Source organism: Pseudomonas sp. GW821-FHT09C09 (genome assembly GCF_059418105.1).
The window spans coordinates 431,322-449,366 of sequence record NZ_JBWKPF010000001.1 but is presented as its reverse complement, the minus strand read 5'-3'; the positions used below and the strand labels follow the sequence as shown (position 1 = coordinate 449,366).

At 60.3% G+C, this 18,045-nt stretch carries 18 protein-coding genes; 4 read left to right on the top strand and 14 right to left on the bottom strand.

Translation table 11 applies throughout. The features are described 5' to 3' along the window. Positions 1-106: 106 nt before the first annotated feature. On the bottom strand, positions 107-1,294 hold the full coding sequence (gene nhaA / locus AC07NR_RS02175) for a Na+/H+ antiporter NhaA (protein WP_085729906.1): 1,188 nt from the start codon (positions 1,292-1,294) through the stop codon (positions 107-109). Positions 1,295-1,540: 246 nt separating this feature from the next. Between nhaA and AC07NR_RS02170 the strand changes: the two genes are divergently transcribed. Beyond that, on the top strand, positions 1,541-2,635 hold the full coding sequence (locus AC07NR_RS02170; RefSeq protein WP_495077713.1) for a PLP-dependent cysteine synthase family protein: 1,095 nt from the start codon (positions 1,541-1,543) through the stop codon (positions 2,633-2,635). A 66-nt stretch (positions 2,636-2,701) separates the two neighbouring features. Here AC07NR_RS02170 and AC07NR_RS02165 read toward each other — a convergent pair whose 3' ends face one another. Next, positions 2,702-4,315: an NAD(P)/FAD-dependent oxidoreductase gene (locus AC07NR_RS02165; RefSeq protein WP_085712949.1), complete on the bottom strand. Its 1,614-nt coding sequence runs from the start codon at positions 4,313-4,315 to the stop codon at positions 2,702-2,704. Positions 4,316-4,410: 95 nt separating this feature from the next. Continuing rightward, entirely contained in the window at positions 4,411-5,064 is a 654-nt protein-coding gene (locus AC07NR_RS02160) for a COG3650 family protein (RefSeq protein WP_134825718.1), read from the bottom strand. Positions 5,065-5,227: 163 nt separating this feature from the next. Between AC07NR_RS02160 and AC07NR_RS02155 the strand changes: the two genes are divergently transcribed. Then, positions 5,228-5,587 carry a hypothetical protein gene (locus AC07NR_RS02155; RefSeq protein ID WP_495077712.1) on the top strand — a complete coding sequence of 120 codons (360 nt, stop codon included), beginning with the start codon at positions 5,228-5,230 and terminating at the stop codon, positions 5,585-5,587. A 43-nt stretch (positions 5,588-5,630) separates the two neighbouring features. Here the strand turns inward: AC07NR_RS02155 and AC07NR_RS02150 are convergent, their stop codons facing one another. Next, entirely contained in the window at positions 5,631-6,230 is a 600-nt protein-coding gene (locus AC07NR_RS02150; protein WP_085712951.1) for a short chain dehydrogenase, read from the bottom strand. A gap of 103 nt (positions 6,231-6,333) precedes the next feature. Between AC07NR_RS02150 and AC07NR_RS02145 the strand changes: the two genes are divergently transcribed. Beyond that, on the top strand, positions 6,334-7,248 hold the full coding sequence (locus tag AC07NR_RS02145; RefSeq protein ID WP_085712952.1) for a LysR family transcriptional regulator: 915 nt from the start codon (positions 6,334-6,336) through the stop codon (positions 7,246-7,248). Here the strand turns inward: AC07NR_RS02145 and AC07NR_RS02140 are convergent. The 9 genes from AC07NR_RS02140 to AC07NR_RS02100 form a co-directional block, all read right to left on the bottom strand. Next, positions 7,239-7,712, bottom strand: a complete 474-nt coding sequence (locus AC07NR_RS02140) for a DoxX family protein (protein WP_085712953.1) — start codon at positions 7,710-7,712, stop codon at positions 7,239-7,241. The two genes, AC07NR_RS02145 and AC07NR_RS02140, sit on opposite strands and share 10 nt — an antisense overlap. Continuing rightward, positions 7,709-8,467, bottom strand: a complete 759-nt coding sequence (locus AC07NR_RS02135) for an HvfC/BufC N-terminal domain-containing protein (RefSeq protein ID WP_495077711.1) — start codon at positions 8,465-8,467, stop codon at positions 7,709-7,711. The genes AC07NR_RS02140 and AC07NR_RS02135 overlap by 4 nt, the downstream gene beginning before the upstream one ends. Then, the gene (bufB, locus tag AC07NR_RS02130) at positions 8,464-9,351 is read right to left on the bottom strand and encodes an MNIO family bufferin maturase (RefSeq protein ID WP_495077710.1); all 888 of its coding nucleotides are present in this window, start codon (positions 9,349-9,351) and stop codon (positions 8,464-8,466) included. The genes AC07NR_RS02135 and bufB overlap by 4 nt, the downstream gene beginning before the upstream one ends. A 25-nt stretch (positions 9,352-9,376) precedes the next feature. Then, positions 9,377-9,685 (bottom strand): BufA1 family periplasmic bufferin-type metallophore, encoded by a 309-nt coding sequence (locus AC07NR_RS02125; RefSeq protein ID WP_192563787.1) that lies wholly within the window; start codon positions 9,683-9,685, stop codon positions 9,377-9,379. Between the two features lie 157 nt (positions 9,686-9,842). Further along, on the bottom strand, positions 9,843-10,544 hold the full coding sequence (locus AC07NR_RS02120) for an ABC transporter ATP-binding protein (protein ID WP_003222380.1): 702 nt from the start codon (positions 10,542-10,544) through the stop codon (positions 9,843-9,845). Then, a complete protein-coding gene (livG, locus tag AC07NR_RS02115; RefSeq protein ID WP_085712956.1) occupies positions 10,545-11,312 on the bottom strand; it encodes a high-affinity branched-chain amino acid ABC transporter ATP-binding protein LivG in 768 nt (255 codons plus the stop codon). Next, positions 11,309-12,565, bottom strand: a complete 1,257-nt coding sequence (locus tag AC07NR_RS02110; RefSeq protein WP_085712957.1) for a high-affinity branched-chain amino acid ABC transporter permease LivM — start codon at positions 12,563-12,565, stop codon at positions 11,309-11,311. Before AC07NR_RS02110 ends, livG begins: the two co-directional genes overlap by 4 nt. Then, complete coding sequence (gene livH, locus AC07NR_RS02105; RefSeq protein WP_085712958.1) at positions 12,562-13,485, bottom strand: high-affinity branched-chain amino acid ABC transporter permease LivH; 924 nt, start codon at positions 13,483-13,485, stop codon at positions 12,562-12,564. Before livH ends, AC07NR_RS02110 begins: the two co-directional genes overlap by 4 nt. 231 nt (positions 13,486-13,716) lie before the next feature. Then, on the bottom strand, positions 13,717-14,844 hold the full coding sequence (locus AC07NR_RS02100) for a branched-chain amino acid ABC transporter substrate-binding protein (RefSeq protein ID WP_085712959.1): 1,128 nt from the start codon (positions 14,842-14,844) through the stop codon (positions 13,717-13,719). Between the two features lie 352 nt (positions 14,845-15,196). Here AC07NR_RS02100 and AC07NR_RS02095 point away from each other — a divergent pair, with 352 nt between their 5' ends. Further along, positions 15,197-15,502, top strand: coding sequence for a DUF2288 domain-containing protein (locus tag AC07NR_RS02095; protein WP_096819503.1), 306 nt, complete (start codon positions 15,197-15,199; stop codon positions 15,500-15,502). 314 nt (positions 15,503-15,816) lie between these two features. Here the strand turns inward: AC07NR_RS02095 and AC07NR_RS02090 are convergent, their stop codons facing one another. Continuing rightward, positions 15,817-18,018 carry a hypothetical protein gene (locus AC07NR_RS02090; protein WP_495077709.1) on the bottom strand — a complete coding sequence of 734 codons (2,202 nt, stop codon included), beginning with the start codon at positions 18,016-18,018 and terminating at the stop codon, positions 15,817-15,819. Between the last annotated feature and the right edge of the window lie 27 nt (positions 18,019-18,045).

Here is an 18,045-nt window from a genome sequence, read left to right as displayed (position 1 = left end):
TCATGCATCGGCAGCCCCTCGAAAGGGGCTGCACGACGTTAACGAAGCAGGAAAATCGTGGCTGTAGGACGCGTCTCTAAAGACGTGGGGATTGTTCGCTACGGCATCAGGAAGGTAGCGCGGTGTTCTTTCTGCTCGCCGCCAAGGTCACCGCATAACCGATCAATGCTGCGAACACCGAGCCGGTGAGAATGCCCATCCGGTCCATTCCGGCGTATTCACTGGCACCCGGCACGAAGGCCAGCGAGCCGACAAACAGGCTCATGGTGAAGCCGATCCCGCAGAGGATCGCCACGCCCAGCACCTGGCCCCAATTGGCGTTCTGGGGCAGGGCGGCGATGCCGGTTTTCACGGCGAGCCAGGTCAGGCCGAACACGCCGATGGTCTTGCCCAGCAGCAGGCCGACGGCGATGCCCATTGGTACGTGGTGGGTGAAGCTTTCGGCGGTCACACCGGTCAGCGACAAACCGGCGTTGGCGAAGGCGAACAGCGGCAGGATGCCGTAGGCCACCCATGGGTGCAGCGCATGTTCCAGGGTCAGCAGCGGCGAAGGTTCGGCGTTTTTCGTGCGCAGCGGAATGCAGAACGCCAGGGTCACGCCGGCCAGCGTCGCGTGGACACCGCTCTTGAGCACGCAGACCCACAGGATCAGGCCGATGATCATGTACGGCCCGAGCTTGACCACCCCGAGCCGGTTCATCGCCACCAGCGCCGCAATGCACGCGGCCGCCAGACCCAGCGACAGGGTCGAGAGCTCGCCGGAGTAGAAGATCGCGATGATCACGATGGCGCCAAGGTCGTCGATGATCGCCAGGGTCATCAGGAACAGCTTCAGCGACACCGGCACCCGCTTGCCGAGCAAGGCCAGCACGCCGAGGGCGAAGGCGATGTCGGTGGCGGTGGGGATCGCCCAGCCATCGAGGGCGGCCGGGTTGTCGCGGTTGAGGAACCAGTAGATCAGCGCCGGCACCAGCATGCCGCCGATGGCTGCCGCGCCGGGCAGGACGATCTGCGACGGTTTCGACAGCTGGCCGTCGAGCACTTCGCGCTTCACTTCCAGGCCGATGAGCAGGAAGAACAGCGCCATCAGGCCGTCGTTGATCCACAGCAGCAGGGGTTTGGCGATTTTCAATGCGCCGATCTGCGCGACCACCGGGGTGTCGAGCAGGCCGGTGTACAGCCACGACAGCGGCGAGTTGTTGATGATTAGAGCCAGGATGGCCGCGGCGATCAGTAACAGACCGCTGGCAGCTTCCAACTGAAAGAAACGCGTGAAAGTGCTACGCAGAGGCAAGGTCGCTCTCCATCGATAAAGTCAAAAGGTGGGACACCCTAACCCGTACTGTTAGTTGTTAAAACAAAAGTTATATTCTTTTTTGTTATATATGGTTACAAGGCGCATGCCAGACCTGCAGCAGAGCCTAGCAGTTGCCGACGGTATTGAAGTTCAGCTGTATCTGTCAGTGCGGTGGGATTTTTCCTAAGCTTGGGGGCTAAGCCTGTGAAGGCACTTCTGCCCGATTCAACGAGAACAACAGCCATGAGCGACAACCGACAGTGGGCCCGCGAAGCCATCCGGATCATCGAAGCGGACTTCCAGCGCAGCGCCGACACCCACCTGATCCCCTTGCCGCTGCCGGGGTTTCCGGGCATCGAGTTGTACTTCAAGGACGAATCCAGCCATCCCACCGGCAGCCTCAAGCATCGTCTGGCCCGTTCGCTGTTTCTCTACGCCTTGTGTAACGGCTGGCTCAAGCCCGGCGCGCCGGTGATCGAGGCGTCCAGCGGTTCGACGGCGATTTCCGAAGCGTACTTTGCGCGGATGCTCGGGCTGCCGTTCATTGCGGTGATGCCGGCGACTACCTCCAAGGAGAAGATCGCGCAGATCGCCTTCTATGGCGGCAAAAGTCATCTGGTGGACGATCCGACCCAGATCTACGCCGAATCCGAACGTCTGGCCCGCGAGCACGATGGGCACTTCATCGACCAGTTCACCTATGCCGAGCGCGCCACCGACTGGCGGGCGAACAACAACATCGCCGAGTCGATCTTCCAGCAGATGCGCTACGAGCAGCACCCGTGCCCGGCCTGGCTGATTTCCAGCCCCGGCACCGGCGGCACCACCGCGACGCTCGGTCGTTATGTGCGTTATCGCCAGCACTGCACCCGTGTGCTGTGCGCCGATGCCGAGCGTTCGGTGTTCTTCGACTACTACCAGACCGGCGACGCGAGTTTGCGTCTGGACCACGGCTCGCGGATCGAAGGCATCGGCCGGCCTCGGGTGGAGGCGTCGTTCCTGCCCAAGGTGATCGATGCGATGGTCAAGGTGCCGGATGCCTTGTCGCTGGCGGCCATGCATTACCTGGCGCAGCGTCTGGGCCGGCATGTGGGAGGGTCGAGCGGCACCAACCTGATCGGCGCGCTGATGGCGGCGCAGCAGATGAAAGCGGCGGGGGAGTCGGGGTCGATCGTGGCGATCCTGTGCGATGGCGGCGAGCGCTACGCGGACACCTATTACGATCCGGCGTGGCTCAAGGCGCAGGGCTATGAGCTGGAAGGATTGATGGCGGCCGTGGCGGCGAGTGCCGAGAAGGGTGAGGCACTGCCGGCCTCGGTTCTGCGTGCCAATATCTGACGCCGAATACGACTGTGGGAGCGAATTCGCTCCCACAGGTTTTTGCAGTGTTTCAGGTCGTGCAGATCAGTCTTTCAGACCCAGGATGTCACGCGCCACAGCTTCCGCGATACGAATCCCGTCAACGCCCGCCGACAGAATCCCGCCCGCATAACCTGCGCCTTCACCGGCCGGGAACAGACCTTTGACGTTCATGCTCTGCAGCGACTCGTTGCGCGTGATCCGCAGCGGCGACGAAGTCCGCGTCTCGATCCCGGTCAGCACTGCATCGTGCAGCGAATAACCGCGAATCTGCTTCTCGAACGCAGGCAACGCTTCGCGAATTGCTTCGATGGCAAAGTCCGGCAGCGCCAGGGCCAGGTCGCCCAGCGCCACGCCCGGTTTGTACGAAGGCTCAACCTCGCCCAGCTCGGTAGACGGCGTGCCGTTGATGAAGTCTCCGACCAGTTGCGCCGGCGCCTTGTAATCGCTGCCGCCGAGGATGAAAGCGTGGGATTCCAGACGCTCCTGCAACTCGATCCCGGCCAGCGGGCCGCCCGGATAATCGACTTCCGGGGTGATGCCGACGACGATGCCGGAGTTGGCGTTGCGCTCGTTACGCGAGTACTGGCTCATGCCGTTGGTGACCACGCGGTTCGGCTCGGAAGTCGCCGCCACCACGGTGCCGCCCGGGCACATGCAGAAGCTGTAGACCGAACGGCCGTTCTTGGCGTGGTGCACCAGTTTGTAGTCGGCAGCGCCGAGTTTCGGGTGACCGGCGTATTTGCCCAGTCGCGCGCGGTCGATCAGCGATTGCGGGTGCTCGATACGGAAGCCCACCGAAAACGGCTTGGCTTCCATGAACACGCCACGGCTGTGGAGCATGCGGAAGGTATCGCGGGCACTGTGGCCGAGGGCCAGGATCACGTGTTTCGAATGCAGGGTTTCGCCGCTGGCCAGTTCGACGCCGACCAGTTGGCCGTCTTCGATCAGCACGTCGGTGACGCGTTCCTGGAAGCGCACTTCGCCACCCAGCGCACGAATCTCTTCACGCATGGTTTCGACCATGCCGGTCAGACGGAACGTACCGATGTGCGGCTTGCTGACGTAGAGGATTTCTTCCGGCGCGCCGGCCTTGACGAACTCGTGCAAGACTTTACGGCCGAGGAATTTCGGATCCTTGATCTGGCTGTACAGCTTGCCGTCGGAGAACGTGCCCGCACCGCCTTCGCCGAACTGCACGTTGGACTCGGGGTTGAGCACGCTTTTGCGCCACAGGCCCCAGGTGTCCTTGGTGCGCTGACGCACTTCGGTGCCGCGTTCGAGGATGATCGGCTTGAAGCCCATCTGCGCCAGCAGCAGGCCGGCGAAGATCCCGCACGGGCCGAAGCCGACCACGATCGGGCGCTGGCTCAGGTCGCTTGGCGCCTGGCCGACGAATTTGTAGCTGACATCCGGCGCCACGTTGACGTTGCGGTCATCGGCGAACTTGCCCAGCACCTTGGCCTCGTCGCGCACTTCGAGGTCGATGGTGTAGATGAAGCACAGTTCGGAGGACTTTTTGCGCGCATCGTAGCTGCGCTTGAACAAGGTGAAATCGAGCAGGTCATCGCTGGCGATGCCCAGGCGTTGCACGATTGCAGCGCGCAGGTCTTCGTCGGGATGGTCGATTGGCAGCTTGAGTTCAGTGATTCGTAACATGACAGGATCCGGTTCGCGGGGCGCACAACTGCGCCAGGGCGTTTGAAGGCGGCGATTATAAGCCGCAACGGCCGGATCCCGTGAGGGTAAAACGATCAGTCGTTGCGCGAACCGCCGAAATACCCGCAACCGCGCTGCACCTTGCCGTCGATACGCAACTCGGCACTCATGTGCTGCACGCTGCCGGTGTTGCTGTCGACGCAGCGTTGCGGCGCCACCCACAGCTCGATGCGCTGGTTGTTGGCTTCGCTGCTGAGGTTGAAACGACCGTCGCCCAACTGTTCTTCAACATAGGGCACAGCGAGCGGTGGCTGGCCTTCGCGGTCGATGACCATGCCTTTGCCGCTGACCTTGACGTTCCATTCCGGGCCATGGCCGGCGGCGCGCAGGATCAGTTGCTTGAAGTTCGGATCATCGCAAGCGGTGCCGGAGCGTTCGACGCGGTACAACTGGGTCAGGTCGAGACGGTCACCGGCGATCTTCCCGCGCACGTCGGCGAACAGCTTGCCCTGTTGATCGGCCAGGGTGGCGGCCTCTTGCAGAATGCTGGTGCCGCCAATGTCGTTGACCACGTACTGACGCTGTTCGCCGCACGACTGGAACACCAGTTTGCCGTCGGCAGCGGTCAGTTGCCCCTGCATCCGCGTCTGGCCGACGTGGGAGGCGCTTTCCCGCGCGCCATCGAACAACTGGCACGCGGCAAACAGAGGGAGCAGGGCAACAACGATCAAGGAACGGGCAACACGCATCTTCGGCTCTCCAGACAAGTGCCGTCACGTTACGCAGGCTGACCGCTTATCACAACCTTGAGTTGAACTTGCCACGTACCGGAAACATTTGGCTTAACTTTGGGAGTCGGGACGAAGGACATTTGGCCGTACCTTGTCCGCCTTTTGGATGCGCGAGGTATTTATGAAAGGATCAGGCAGGGTGCTATTGGCGGTACTGGCAATGATGGCTTCATGGCCGTCGATGGCGGCAGAAATTGCTTTTTCATCGGATGCGGATTTCTCCGAAATGAGCCTTGAGCTCAAACGAATCGATGATCCGAATCCGCAAGCCGTCATGCTCAATGTTACGTTGAGCCCGGATGCGCAGCGTCGCCTGCAGCAGGTGACGATTGAGGGAATGCACCAGCCCCTGCAGTTGTCCATCAATGGCGTTCAGGTGTCGAGTGCGACGATTCAATCGGTGATCAAAGGCCCGAGTCTGATGATAAGCGTGCCCCGCGAGGCCGCCAGCAAGCTGCTTCCCACGCTGCTGGAGCATTAAGGCCTTGATGCGACGCTGACCCAGCGCCGCATGCCAAGGTTTTTCAACCCACGTGAAATGTCTGACCTGTCTGCAAGCCTTCGACACTTTTGGCGTAGGCCAATGCCACATCCGCTGCAGGAACCGGCTTGTAGCCGCGGAAGTACGGAGCGTAGCTGCCCATGGCTTCCACCAGCACGGTGGGGCTGATCGAGTTCACGCGCAGGCCCCGTGGCAGTTCGATGGCAGCGGCACGGACGAAGCTGTCCAGCGCGCCGTTGACCAGTGCCGCCGAAGCACCGCTGCGGATCGGGTCGTGGCTGAGTACGCCGGTGGTGAAGGTGAACGATGCGCCGTCGTTGGCGAATTCACGGCCGATCAGCAGCAGATTGACCTGGCCCATCAGCTTGTCTTTCAGGCCGAGGGCGAAGCTGTCTTCGTTCATGTCGCCCAGCGGGGCGAAGGTCACGTTGCCGGCGGCGCAGACCAGTGCGTCGAACTTGCCGGTCTTTTCGAACAGCTTGCGGATCGATGCGCTGTCGCTGATATCCACCTGGAAATCGCCGCTGCTGCGGCCTATGCGAATGACTTCGTGACGCTGCGACAGCTCTTTGTCCACGGCCGAACCGATGGTGCCGCCGGCGCCGATCAACAGAATTTTCATCGTGCTTGCCTCAAGTGATTGAACGAGCTTTCAGTCTAGAGTGGTTTTTTCCGCTGATAAGCGCGCTAATGGGCAACCTTTGGTTTTCAAATGGAAACAATCCATGAGCGAGATGGATGATCTGGCGGCGTTCGCGGTGTTGATCGAGGCCGGCAGTTTTACCTTGGCGGCGCAGCAACTGGGGTGCAGCAAGGGACAGTTGTCCAAGCGCATCAGTCAGCTGGAAGCACAGTTTTCCGTGGTGCTGCTGCAACGCACCACGCGCCGGCTCAGCCTGACGGCGGCCGGTGCGGCGCTGTTGCCCCAGGCTCAGGCGCTTGTCGTCCAGGTGGAAAGGGCGCGTCAGGCATTGGCGCGTTTGAAGGACGATATGGCAGGTCCCGTGCGTATGACGGTTCCGGTGTCGCTGGGGGAAACCTTCTTCGACGGCCTGGTGCTGGAGTTTTCGCAGAAATACCCCGAAGTGCAGATCGAGCTGGAGCTGAACAACAGCTACCGCGATCTCTCCCGCGATGGCTTTGATCTGGCGATCCGCACCGATGTCGCCAACGATGAGCGTCTGGTGGCCAAGCCTTTGCTGGCCTGGCAGGAAATGACCTGCGCCAGTCCGGCCTACCTTGAGCGTTTCGGCGAACCGGCGACGCCACAGGCGCTGGCCGAGCATCGTTGCCTGCTCAACAGTCACTATGGCGGTCGCGAAGAATGGCTGTATCACCAACAGCATGAGCTGTTGCGAGTGCGGGTATCGGGGCCGTTCGCCAGCAATCACTACAGCCTGCTGAAAAAGGCCGCACTCGCTGGCGCCGGCATCGCCCGCCTGCCGTCTTATCTGTTGCAGACGGAATTGGCTGACGGCCGATTGCGCTGGCTCCTGCGGGATTTTCAGACCCGGCGCATGCCGATGTACCTGGTGCACCCGTATCAGGGCGGGCTGCCGAAGCGCACTCAAGTGCTGGCGGATTACCTGATCGACTGGTTCAAGCGCAGCGGCGAGGCCCTGGACCGGCTTCAGCGGTAACGCCGGGCGATGAGATGATCGATCGACAGTTTTCCCGGGCCGGTGGTCATCAGGTACAGCAACACTGCCGCCCATGTTCCGTGGGTCGGGTAGGCGTCGGGGTACACGAACAGCTCGATGACCAGCGTCATGCCCAGCAGTGCCAGCGCTGAAAACCTTGTGGCGAAGCCGACGAGGATCAGGATCGGGAAAAAGTGCTCGGCGAACGCCGCCATGTGCGCGGCGATTTCCGGTGACAGCAGCGGCACGTGATATTCGCTCTGGAACAGCGGAATCGTCGAGTCCGCCAGATGTGGCCAGCCGATCTGGAAGGTGCCGTCGATCAGGTCGATGGCCAGGCCCTCGACCTTGGTTTGCCCGGATTTCCAGAACACCGCTGCGATGGAAAAACGCGCGATGAAGGCGATCAGGCTGTGCGGGATTTTTTCCAGCAGCGCAATGGCGCGGGCAATGAGGCTGTTCATGGCGAAACCTTGTGATGTAAATGGGTGATGGCGTGGCGACTGATCAACAGGGCCAGGGTCTGGCTGAGATCGAAGGCTTCTGCGGATTCCAGCGCCTCGGTCAGTGACAGGCCGGCCTTGAGTTGGCCGATGAACTGGCTGGCGCCGGGATCCACGGCGAACACCTCGACCTCCAGGCCGTTGCGCAGGATCAGCGCGTGCTGGGCCTGATCCAGATCGATGCCGGCCAGCGTGGCGTCGTGCTGGTGCGCGGCCCAGATATCCACCACGGCGAAGGCTGAATCGAACACATGCAGCGAAGGATGCAGGCCGATTTGCAAGCGACTCAGGCCTTCCTGATCCGCGAAGGCCGCAGCGATCCGGTCCTGGCTGAGCGGCGCGATATCGGCGGCGTGATAGGCCTGCGTGCGCAATCGCTCCAGTCGCGCGACATCGGCCAGATAAGGCACGCTCGACACCGGCTCGAATCCGCTGATGAAGTCCGCCAGTTCACTGCCGTAATCGCTCATCAACGCACTGTGTGGTGGGTGGTTTTGAATGAAAACGCCGGCCATGGCGCGGAAGAACTCCTCTCCCACCAACTGCCTCACCACGGGGTAGCTGTCGGCCAGTGCATTGCTCAACGAGCCTTGCACGTTGTTGCGGTACACCGCGAATCGACTGGCCGGATCGGCCCCGTTGGCGCTGCACAATCCTTCGGGGCAGGGCAGACCGACATCGAGCAGTGCGGCGCTGAACTCCGCTTGAGTATTCATGACCGGACTCCCGCGCAAAGCAGAAGCTCGTCTGCCTGTTGCGCCTCGGCCATCAGCACGTCGAAGTCCGGCACCTGATTGTCCCGTTCGATCAACGTGGCCACCGGGCCGACGCGTTCCAGCGCCTGTCGGTATAGCGACCAGACGGCCTGATCGATCGGTGCGCCGTGATCGTCGATCAACAGGCGATCGCCGAGGCTGTCGGAATCTTCGGCAAACCCCGCCAGATGGATCTCGCCAACCGCGTGCAGCGGCAGTGCGTCGAGGTAGGCCAGGGGATCGCGCTGATGGTTGATGCACGAGACGTAGACATTGTTCACGTCCAGCAACAGACCGCAGCCGCTGCGTCGGATGACTTCACGGATGAACTCCGCTTCGTCGATTGTCGAGCGCTCGAACGCCAGATAGGTCGCCGGATTTTCCAGCAGCATCGGGCGCTTGAGGGTGTTCTGCACCTGGTCGATGTGATCGCAGACGCGATTCAGCGTCGGCGTGTCGTAAGCGAGCGGCAGCAGGTCATTGAGAAACACCGGGCCGTGAGTCGACCAGGCCAGGTGTTCGGAAAAGGAGTGGGGTTGATAACGCTCGATCAGCGCGCTCAGGCGTTTGAGGTGCTGAACATCCAGCGAGCCTTCGGCACCGATGGACAAACCGACACCGTGCAGCGACAGCGGATACGCCTCGCGGATCAAACCCAGAAAGTGATGGAACGGGCCGCCGGCCACCATGTAGTTTTCGGCGTGGACTTCGAAGAAACCGATGTCCGGTAGAGAGCCGAGCACTTCACGAAAGTGCCCGGTCTTGAGCCCCAGCCCGGCACGGGGCGGGAGCCCGGGGAGGGCTGCCCGAGTGCGGGGGAAGGCATGGTCGCAGGAAGTGATCATGATCGTCACTCGGGCAGGCCGTGGATCAGGACTTGGCCTTGAAGGCTTCCATCTGACCGAAACCGGTCGGCGAAGTCTTGCTTTCGGTGGTGGTGCAGGTGCCTTTCGGAACGAACTTCCAGGAATTGGCCTGGTAATCCATTTTCGCCGTGCCTGCACAGGTGGTGCCGGCGCCGGCGGCGCAGTCGTTATGACCTTTCATGGCCACGCCGAAGCATTTTTCCATGTTGGTGTTATCGGCCGCCTGGACGGTCGAAACGGCGGCCATGCTCAGTGCAGAACCAAGGGCCAGAACCAGGGCGGTGGCGGACAGGGTGCGGGTGGTAGCAGTCATGATGTTTCTCCGGTTTCAACTTGGGTTGGAACAAGCGATGTGCGCTTGCTTACCCCACTAGAGAAACGACCTGACGATGCGTTACAGCGATCGACGAAATATTTTTCAAAGCGCAAAAAAAACGGCCCGAAGGCCGTTTTCTGTTTAACGCAATCGATCAACCGCCGAGGTACGCCTCGCGCACTTTCGGGTCGGTCAGCAGCGCTTCACCGGTGCCTTGCATCACCACCCGGCCGTTCTCCAGAACGTACGCACGGTCAGCGATTTTCAGTGCCTGGTTGGCGTTCTGCTCGACCAGGAACACCGTTACACCGTCCTTGCGCAGCTGTTCGATGATGTCGAAGATCTGCTGGATGATGATCGGTGCCAGGCCCAGCGACGGCTCGTCGAGCAGCAGCAGTTTCGGCTTGCTCATCAGCGCACGGCCGATGGCGAGCATTTGCTGTTCGCCGCCGGACATGGTGCCGCCGCGCTGGTTGAAGCGTTCTTTCAGGCGTGGGAAAAGTCCGAGAACCTTGTCCATCTGTTCCTGATAGTCGCCCTTGTCGGTGAAGAAGCCGCCCATGGACAGGTTTTCTTCTACGGTCAGACGGGCAAACACCCGACGACCTTCCGGCACAACGGCAATGCTCTTGCGCATGATCTGCGACGAGTCCTGGCCGACCAGTTCCTCACCCATGTAACGGATGCTGCCGCTGTGGGCCTGCGGCGAACCGCAGAGCGTCATCAGCAGGGTGGACTTGCCGGCACCGTTGGCGCCGATCAGCGTCACGATCTCGCCCTGGCGGACTTCGACGTTGACGCTGTGCAGGGCCTGGATCTTGCCGTAGAAGGTGGAAACGTTTTCGAACTGCAGCATTTACGCTTCCCCCAGGTAGGCTTTGATCACTTCAGGATTGTCGCGGATCTGTTCCGGCGTGCCGTCGGCCAGAGGCGTGCCCTGATTGATCACGACGATGTGGTCGGAAATGCTCATGACCAGTTTCATGTCGTGTTCGATCAGCAGCACGGTCACGTTGTGCTCTTCGCGCAGCACGCTGATCAGCGCCTTCAGGTCTTCGGTTTCCTTCGGGTTCAGACCGGCGGCCGGTTCGTCGAGCATGAGGATCCGTGGACGGGTCATCATGCAGCGGGCGATTTCCAGGCGACGCTGCTGACCGTAGGCCAGGGTGCCGGCCGGACGGTTGGCGAATTCCTTGAGGTTGACCTTGTCCAGCCAGTACTCGGCGTACTCCATGGCCTCGCGCTCGCTTTTACGGAACGCCGGGGTCTTGAACAGACCGGCCAGGAAGTTGGTGTTCAGGTGACGGTGCTGGGCGATCAACAGGTTCTCGACCGCCGTCATGTCCTTGAACAACCGCACGTTCTGGAAGGTGCGCACCACGCCCTTGAGGGCGATCTTGTGGCCAGGCAGGCCTTCGATCGGCTCGCCATCGAGCTTGATGCTGCCGCCGCTCGGCTTGTAGAAACCGGTCAGGCAGTTGAACACGGTGGTCTTGCCCGCGCCGTTAGGCCCGATCAGCGCCACCACTTGTTTCTCTTTCACGGTCAGGGCCACGCCGTTGACCGCCAGCAGACCGCCGAAGCGCATGCTCAGATTTTCGACTTTCAGGATCTCGCGGCTCATTTGCGCAGCTCCATGTGAGGACGTTGCATGGGCAGCAGACCTTGAGGTCGCCAGATCATCATCAGCACCATCAGGGCACCGAACATCAGCATGCGGTACTCACTGAACTCACGCATCATTTCCGGCAACAGGATCATCACGACCGCCGCCAGTACCACGCCCAGCTGCGAGCCCATGCCGCCCAGCACCACGATGGCGAGAATGGTCGCCGACTCGATGAAGGTGAAGGACTCCGGTGTCACCAGACCCTGACGGGCGGCGAAGAAGCTGCCGGCGAAACCGGCGAAGCAGGCGCCCAGGGTGAATGCCGAAAGCTTGATGAGCGTCGGGTTCAGGCCCAAAGCGCGGCAAGCGATCTCGTCTTCGCGCAACGCTTCCCAGGCACGGCCCAGAGGCATGCGCAGCAAGCGGTTGATGACGAACAGCGCGAACAGCGCCAGGAACAACGCCACCAGATAAAGGAAGATCACCTTGTTGATCGAGTTGTATTCCAGGCCGAAGTATTCGTGGAACGTCTGCAAACCCTCGGCGGCTTTACGTTCGAAGGTCAGACCGAAGAACGTTGGCTTCTCGATGTTGCTGATACCGTTCGGGCCGCCGGTGATGTCGGTGAGGTTACGCAGGAACAGACGGATGATTTCACCGAAGCCCAGCGTCACGATCGCCAGATAGTCACCGCGCAGACGCAGGACCGGGAAACCGAGCAGGAAGCCGAAGGTGGCCGCCATCAGTCCGGCGATCGGCAGGCAGATCCAGAAGCTCAGGCCGTAGTAGTGCGACAGCAGCGCATAACTGTAGGCGCCGACGGCATAGAAACCGACGTAACCCAGGTCGAGCAGGCCTGCCAGGCCGACCACGATGTTCAGGCCCAGTCCGAGCATCACGTAGATCAGCACCAGCGTGGCGATATCCACCGCGCCGCGAGAGCCGAAGAACGGCCAGACCAGCGCACCGATGATCAACGCAATGATGATCCAGCGCTGGGTGGTCGGCAGGGTCAGGAAGCTGCTGGCCTTGGCCGGCATCTTCGGCAGGCTCGGCGAGGATTTCCACGCCGCGCCGATCTGCTGGTCGAACAGCACGCGCAGGAACATCAACACCGAGCAGACGGCAATGGTGATCAATGTCGAGGTACTGGTGCCATGCACTTCGAGGTTGATGCCGACGATGGTCAGCTTCAGACCGAGTACCGGGTAGGCCACCGCCCACACCAGCAGGGCGCTGAACAGCGCCTGTTTAAGATTCCTAGTCATACTTTCTCAACCTCCGGACGACCCAACAGGCCGGTTGGCCGGAACAACAGCACCAGAACCAGCAGGCCGAACGCCACGACGTCCTTGTACTGGTCGCCGAAGATATCGGCACCAAAGGCTTCCGCCACACCGAGCACCAGTCCGCCGAGCATGGCGCCGGGAATGCTGCCGATGCCGCCCAGTACCGCGGCGGTGAAGGCCTTGAGGCCGACGAGGAAACCGGCGTTCGGGTTGATCACGCCGTATTGCATGCTCAGCAGCACGGCCGCGACGGCCGCCAGCGCAGCACCGATGACGAAGGTCAGGGCGATGATGTTGTTGGTGTTGATGCCCAGCAGGTTGGCCATCTTGATGTCTTCGGCACAGGCGCGGCAGGCGCGGCCCAGGCGAGAGCGGGAGATGAACAGCGTCAGGCCGAGCATGGCGACCAGGGTCACCACGAACACCACGATTTGCATGTAGGAAATCAGCACTTCATGTGCGCCACCTGGCCCGATGGAGAAGTTGCCGGGGATCAGGTTGGGGATGGATTTGTCCTTGGAGTCTTGCGCCAGCAGAACCGTGTTCTGCAGGAAGATCGACATACCGATGGCGGAAATCAGCGGAATCAGACGGTTGCTGCCGCGCAAGGGGCGGTAGGCGACCCGTTCGATGCTGTAACCGTAGGCACTGGTCACGACGATGGTTGCGAGAAAAGCGGCGGTCATCAACAGCGGAACGCTGTCGAGTCCCATCATGGACAGCCCGGCGATGGCGATGAATGCCACGTAGGAGCCGATCATGTACACCTCGCCATGGGCGAAGTTGATCATTCCAATGATGCCGTAGACCATCGTATAGCCGATGGCGATCAGGGCATACGTGCTGCCAATGGTCATGCCATTAACCAGCTGTTGGAAGAAGTGATAGATGTCAGGCATTACAGCGCTCCTAAAAACCTGATACGCATTTCACTGGTGGAGTCATTTTCCCGCCCGGCCCCGTGGATCTTTATCCACTTCGAATCCGGGTTTTGCCAGCGAACCGCTGATGACGGTTTTGAGATTTTCAGGTGGGGAGACTGGCGGATCACGCCAGCGCGGCCCAATACATTCGTAAAACAAAGCCCACGGCACGCCGTGGGCTTTATTGGCAGTCAGTCAGGCAGCGCCTTACTGAGGCGAAACTTCGGTTTTAGGTTTGCCGAAGTGCCACTCGTAGACCACGAATTTGAAGTCCTTCAGGTCGCCCTTGGCGTCGAAGCTCAGGTCGCCGGTAGGGGTCTTGAAGGTGCCGGCGTGAATGGCGGCCGCCACTTTCGCAGGGTCTTCGGATTTGGCAGCAGTGATACCCTGGGCAATCACTTCAACCGCCGAGTAGGACGGGAACACGAACGGGCCGCTCGGGTCTTCTTTCTTCGCCTTGAAGTCTTCGGCCAGCTTCTGGTTGGCCGGATCCTGGTCGAAGGACTTCGGCAGGGTCACCAGCAGGCCTTCGGACGCGTCCTTGGCGATCTGCGAGATGGAGTCGTTACCCACGCCTTCCGGACCCATGAACTTGGCTTTCAGGCCTTTTTCCTGGGACTGACGCAGGATCAGGCCCAGCTCAGGGTGGTAGCCGCCGTAGTAGACGAAGTCGACGTTGGCTTGCTTGAGCTTGGAGATCATCGAGGAGAAGTCTTTGTCGCCGGCGTTGACGCCTTCGAACACGGCAACCTTGACGCCCTTGCCTTCCAGGGTTTTCTTCACGGCGGTGGCGATGCCTTCACCGTATTGCTGTTTGTCGTGCAGGACAGCAACGATTTTCGGTTTCACGTGATCGGCAATGTAGTTACCGGCGGCAGGGCCCTGGGCGCTGTCCAGACCGATGGTGCGGAACACCATTTTGTAACCACGGCTGGTGATGTCCGGGCTGGTGGCAGCCGGGGTGATCATGATCACGCCTTCGTCTTCGTAAACGTCCGAAGCAGGCTGAGTGGAGCTGGAGCACAGGTGACCGACCACGAACTTGACGCCGTCGTTGACGACCTTGTTCGCAACGGCTACCGCTTGTTTCGGGTCGCAAGCGTCATCGTATTCAACGGCTTCGAGCTTCTTGCCGTCGACGCCGCCCTTGGCGTTGATCTGTTCGATGGCCATTTTGGCGCCACTGAACTGCATGTCGCCATACTGGGCTACCGGGCCGGTTTTAGGGCCGGCGATACCGATCTTGATGGTGTCAGCTGCGAACGAATGGCTGGCAACCCCGGCCAGTACCATAGCGGCAAACAGTTTGGAAATCTGCTTAGTAGCCTTAGTCATAGTGCTCCACTCTTACTGTTGTATTTTTTTAGAGTCCTGACGCCGTAGCAGCAGAACCGGGCTGGATATCTTCGCGATACCTTCCGGAAATGCCCCCGGCAACTGTACCGGTACAGTGTAGAGCGCCGGTTGTTGGCCTGGGAAGCTGGCGCCCAGGGGCAAATTCTGGAGATGTCGCTTTAATGAAAGAAAAAGACAGAATTGCGGCGGGGCTTTCAGAGGGCTTATGCCCCAATCATCAGCATTCCTTGGCTTTCCTGCGCTTTTCGTTCGGTACAGCCTTTTGCTACCGGGTTTTTCTGCCGGACCACCGACGTTATCATTCGCGCCGATTTCTTTTCCGGACAGTCCCATGAATCAAGAACCTAGCACCCTCTATGCCAAGCTGCTTGGTGAAACCGCATCTATTACCTGGAAAGAGCTGGAGCGCTTCTACGCCCAGGGTGCCCTATTGTGGGTCGACGCTGACCTGGATTTGATCGCCGTGGCCGAGGCCGTGGCATCGGATCAAGGCGAGAAAGTCGCTGCCTGGCTGGCCGAAGACAAGGTCGCCAAGCTGTCTGAAACGCGGGCGCTGGATATTTTCGAACGTGATCCGCAGATGTGGGCGGTGGTGGTGCGGCCGTGGATTCTGGTCCAGGAAAGGGCGTCGGCTTGAGGGGTTGCACCTCGTTGGTGCACATGATGGCCGAGGAAAAGTGTGTAGCCGAGTAGCGTGATGGCACGTTGCCGTAGAGAAATGCCACAAGCGCGGGTGGCATAACGGTGACGTAAACGTAACGGGCACAGTTTAGTAAGCAGCCTAACGGCTGCTTAATTGTTTCGGGATGTTGGAAAGGCTGAAATTTTCATCGAATTTAAAGGCCTCTTCGCGAGCAAGCCCGCTCCCACATTCAACCGCGTTGTGTCAGTAGACATACGGTCAAATGTGGGAGCGGGCTTGCTCGCGAATGGCGGCGACGCGGTCTTGGATCAGACCGAGTAAGTCTTGCCGGTGTGATTATTGAGCGAAATGACCTTGGTCTTGCCGATCCGGTGGCGGTAAATCTCGCGCAGGTATTTGATCGACTTCTTCACGCAATCGCGCGACAAGCGAATGTCGTTGATCGAGACAAATTTCTCTTTGTCGTTGATCAGCTCGCGGTATTTCTTCTCGTACATCGGCTTGATCGCGTACCAGTTGGTATCGAGGATCTTCGCCGGGTTCTCGAATTCGTTGAGCAGGTCATCGATACGTTCTTCGTCGAATTCTTCATTGATGATGAAGTCGAGGATCGAGTTGTCGAGGGTCTCGTCGAAACGGTACGGGTTCTTCGCGAAGCAACGCTTGATGAACGCCACGATCAGGGTCAGGAAGTCGTCCGACAGGCACGGGCTCTTGGCGATCAGGGTGGTCAGCGACAGGTTGGCCGAAGCACCGATCACCAGTGCGTAGCGCTTGAGCGTGGTGTTGGGGAACAGGCTGTTGAGGTGGGTCTTCAACCGGTTCAGGTCCATGTACGACAGTTTGTAGTCTTTCGGCAGCGAAACGATCGAGACCACCGACGAGCAGTTCTTGAAGAAGTGCAGGTCATGCAGCGCGGCGGCGTCGTAGCCGGAATTCTTGTACTGCTCCAGCGACGCGCGATAACGCTTGGATTCGATCGGCAGCAGGCTGATGCCTTCGATGGCCTGGGTCACCTTGTTGAAGTGCGGCAGGTCGATCGAGCGGAAGAACAGGTCATCGATGTTCAGGCGCTGTGGCTCTTTGTCGAACACCTTGAACTTGTCGCTGCTCGGTGGCGGCGTTTCCGGCACCACCGATTCGGCGTAGGCAATGGCGACCGGGCCGGCCAGACTCATGAACAGGTCGTTGGCATCCAGGCGAATGGTCTCGCCGATGTCGATGCCGGCGCGACGGAAATAGTTCTGGTCATAGTCGGTCGTAACCGCCTGGGCCGTCAGAATGTTGAAGATCTGCTGCGAGATGTACTGGTTGGCGTGCTTCTCCATCGCATTGACATCAATGTTCTGGATGTTGCCGTCATCGCTCTCTTCGGCGTAACGCATGATGTCGTTGGAGATCAGCATCATCGCGTTCCATGGGCGGATACGGCCCATGACGCTGGCTTCGCTGCTGTCTTCGTTGGCGAAGTTGTACGAGAAATCCCATTCTTCCGACAGGTATTTGCACAGCAGGCGACCGGCGTTGATGTGCAGCGCCTCGGACATTTCGCTGCGGTGGTCGGAAATGTTCGGCAGCACGCAGATGCCGCTGGTGAAGATCGGCTCGAACACGAACGAATGACCGCTCTTGCCGTCATGTTCGTCCATCGGCTTGGTGTCGAACGTCTTGTTCATGTACGAGTGCTGCTGGGCCAGGCCGAATTCCGAGGCCATGCCCGAACCGGTACCGCCGCCGGCACTGAAGATCGAGAAATACAGGCGCGACTGGTTGGCCTTGATGCCGCAGCTGTCGATCAGGTACGAGTGGATCATTTTCCAGTCGGGGCTGGAGAAGCGCTGGGTGTCCTTGTTCAGGATGATCTTCGCCAGGTACTGGCCGAGGATCGGCGCGTTACCGGCGCCACCGGCGTGGACTTCGGACAAGTCCATGATCTTCATTTTGCTGTAGTCGCGCAGGAAACCGCTTTTCTCGCCCTTGCGCGAGAAGCGGATGCGTCCGGCAATGTCTTTATCCAGGTCGCCGAGCATCACCAGCGGCTCGACCAGGAACACCGGTTTGGTCGACTTGTTCGGGCCGATCCGCAGGTTCTGCTTGATCCACTGGGTCGGGCTGTAGCCTTTGTCGGAGGCCAGGCGACGGTCAGCCACGCGGTCTTCGTTGTTGAATTCGTTGAGGTAGAATTTGCGCGCGTTGTACACCAGCTCCGCCACGTCGAGGGCGATGTTGGAGCCGCAGCGACCGAGGCCGATCAGGCACACCGACGGGAATTCCTGGTCGTTGTGCTGCTCGTTGTCGCCTTCCAGGTGCGGCGGGCGCGGGAACACCAGGTCACGCAGGCCGTCGAGGTTATCGAGGATGCGGTCGGTGTTGGTTTCGGTGAAATACAGGTATTGCTGGGTGCCCAGAGGGCGCGAAGGAGGCAATGGCTTCATCGGGGCAGGGCTGTTCGCCGCAGGGCTCAGGGTCAGATCGGATACCGCAGTGGCCGGATTGTTTTTAGAAGTCATTGTGCGCCATTTACCTGGACTGGTTGG

What these genes read in the sequence shown, in the direction of transcription:
- AC07NR_RS02140 (WP_085712953.1), bottom strand. Translation starts at nt 7,712, where the DNA reads ATGAACAGCCTCATTGCCCGCGCCATTGCGCTGCTGGAAAAAATCCCG.
- AC07NR_RS02145 (WP_085712952.1), top strand. Translation starts at nt 6,334, where the DNA reads ATGAGCGAGATGGATGATCTGGCGGCGTTCGCGGTGTTGATCGAGGCC.
- AC07NR_RS02100 (WP_085712959.1), bottom strand. Translation starts at nt 14,844, where the DNA reads ATGACTAAGGCTACTAAGCAGATTTCCAAACTGTTTGCCGCTATGGTA.
- AC07NR_RS02125 (WP_192563787.1), bottom strand. Translation starts at nt 9,685, where the DNA reads ATGACTGCTACCACCCGCACCCTGTCCGCCACCGCCCTGGTTCTGGCC.
- AC07NR_RS02170 (WP_495077713.1), top strand. Translation starts at nt 1,541, where the DNA reads ATGAGCGACAACCGACAGTGGGCCCGCGAAGCCATCCGGATCATCGAA.
- livH (WP_085712958.1), bottom strand. Translation starts at nt 13,485, where the DNA reads ATGCCTGACATCTATCACTTCTTCCAACAGCTGGTTAATGGCATGACC.
- AC07NR_RS02160 (WP_134825718.1), bottom strand. Translation starts at nt 5,064, where the DNA reads ATGCGTGTTGCCCGTTCCTTGATCGTTGTTGCCCTGCTCCCTCTGTTT.
- bufB (WP_495077710.1), bottom strand. Translation starts at nt 9,351, where the DNA reads ATGATCACTTCCTGCGACCATGCCTTCCCCCGCACTCGGGCAGCCCTC.
- AC07NR_RS02150 (WP_085712951.1), bottom strand. Translation starts at nt 6,230, where the DNA reads ATGAAAATTCTGTTGATCGGCGCCGGCGGCACCATCGGTTCGGCCGTG.
- AC07NR_RS02155 (WP_495077712.1), top strand. Translation starts at nt 5,228, where the DNA reads ATGAAAGGATCAGGCAGGGTGCTATTGGCGGTACTGGCAATGATGGCT.
- livG (WP_085712956.1), bottom strand. Translation starts at nt 11,312, where the DNA reads ATGAGCCGCGAGATCCTGAAAGTCGAAAATCTGAGCATGCGCTTCGGC.
- AC07NR_RS02165 (WP_085712949.1), bottom strand. Translation starts at nt 4,315, where the DNA reads ATGTTACGAATCACTGAACTCAAGCTGCCAATCGACCATCCCGACGAA.
- AC07NR_RS02095 (WP_096819503.1), top strand. Translation starts at nt 15,197, where the DNA reads ATGAATCAAGAACCTAGCACCCTCTATGCCAAGCTGCTTGGTGAAACC.
- AC07NR_RS02090 (WP_495077709.1), bottom strand. Translation starts at nt 18,018, where the DNA reads ATGACTTCTAAAAACAATCCGGCCACTGCGGTATCCGATCTGACCCTG.
- AC07NR_RS02110 (WP_085712957.1), bottom strand. Translation starts at nt 12,565, where the DNA reads ATGACTAGGAATCTTAAACAGGCGCTGTTCAGCGCCCTGCTGGTGTGG.
- AC07NR_RS02135 (WP_495077711.1), bottom strand. Translation starts at nt 8,467, where the DNA reads ATGAATACTCAAGCGGAGTTCAGCGCCGCACTGCTCGATGTCGGTCTG.
- AC07NR_RS02120 (WP_003222380.1), bottom strand. Translation starts at nt 10,544, where the DNA reads ATGCTGCAGTTCGAAAACGTTTCCACCTTCTACGGCAAGATCCAGGCC.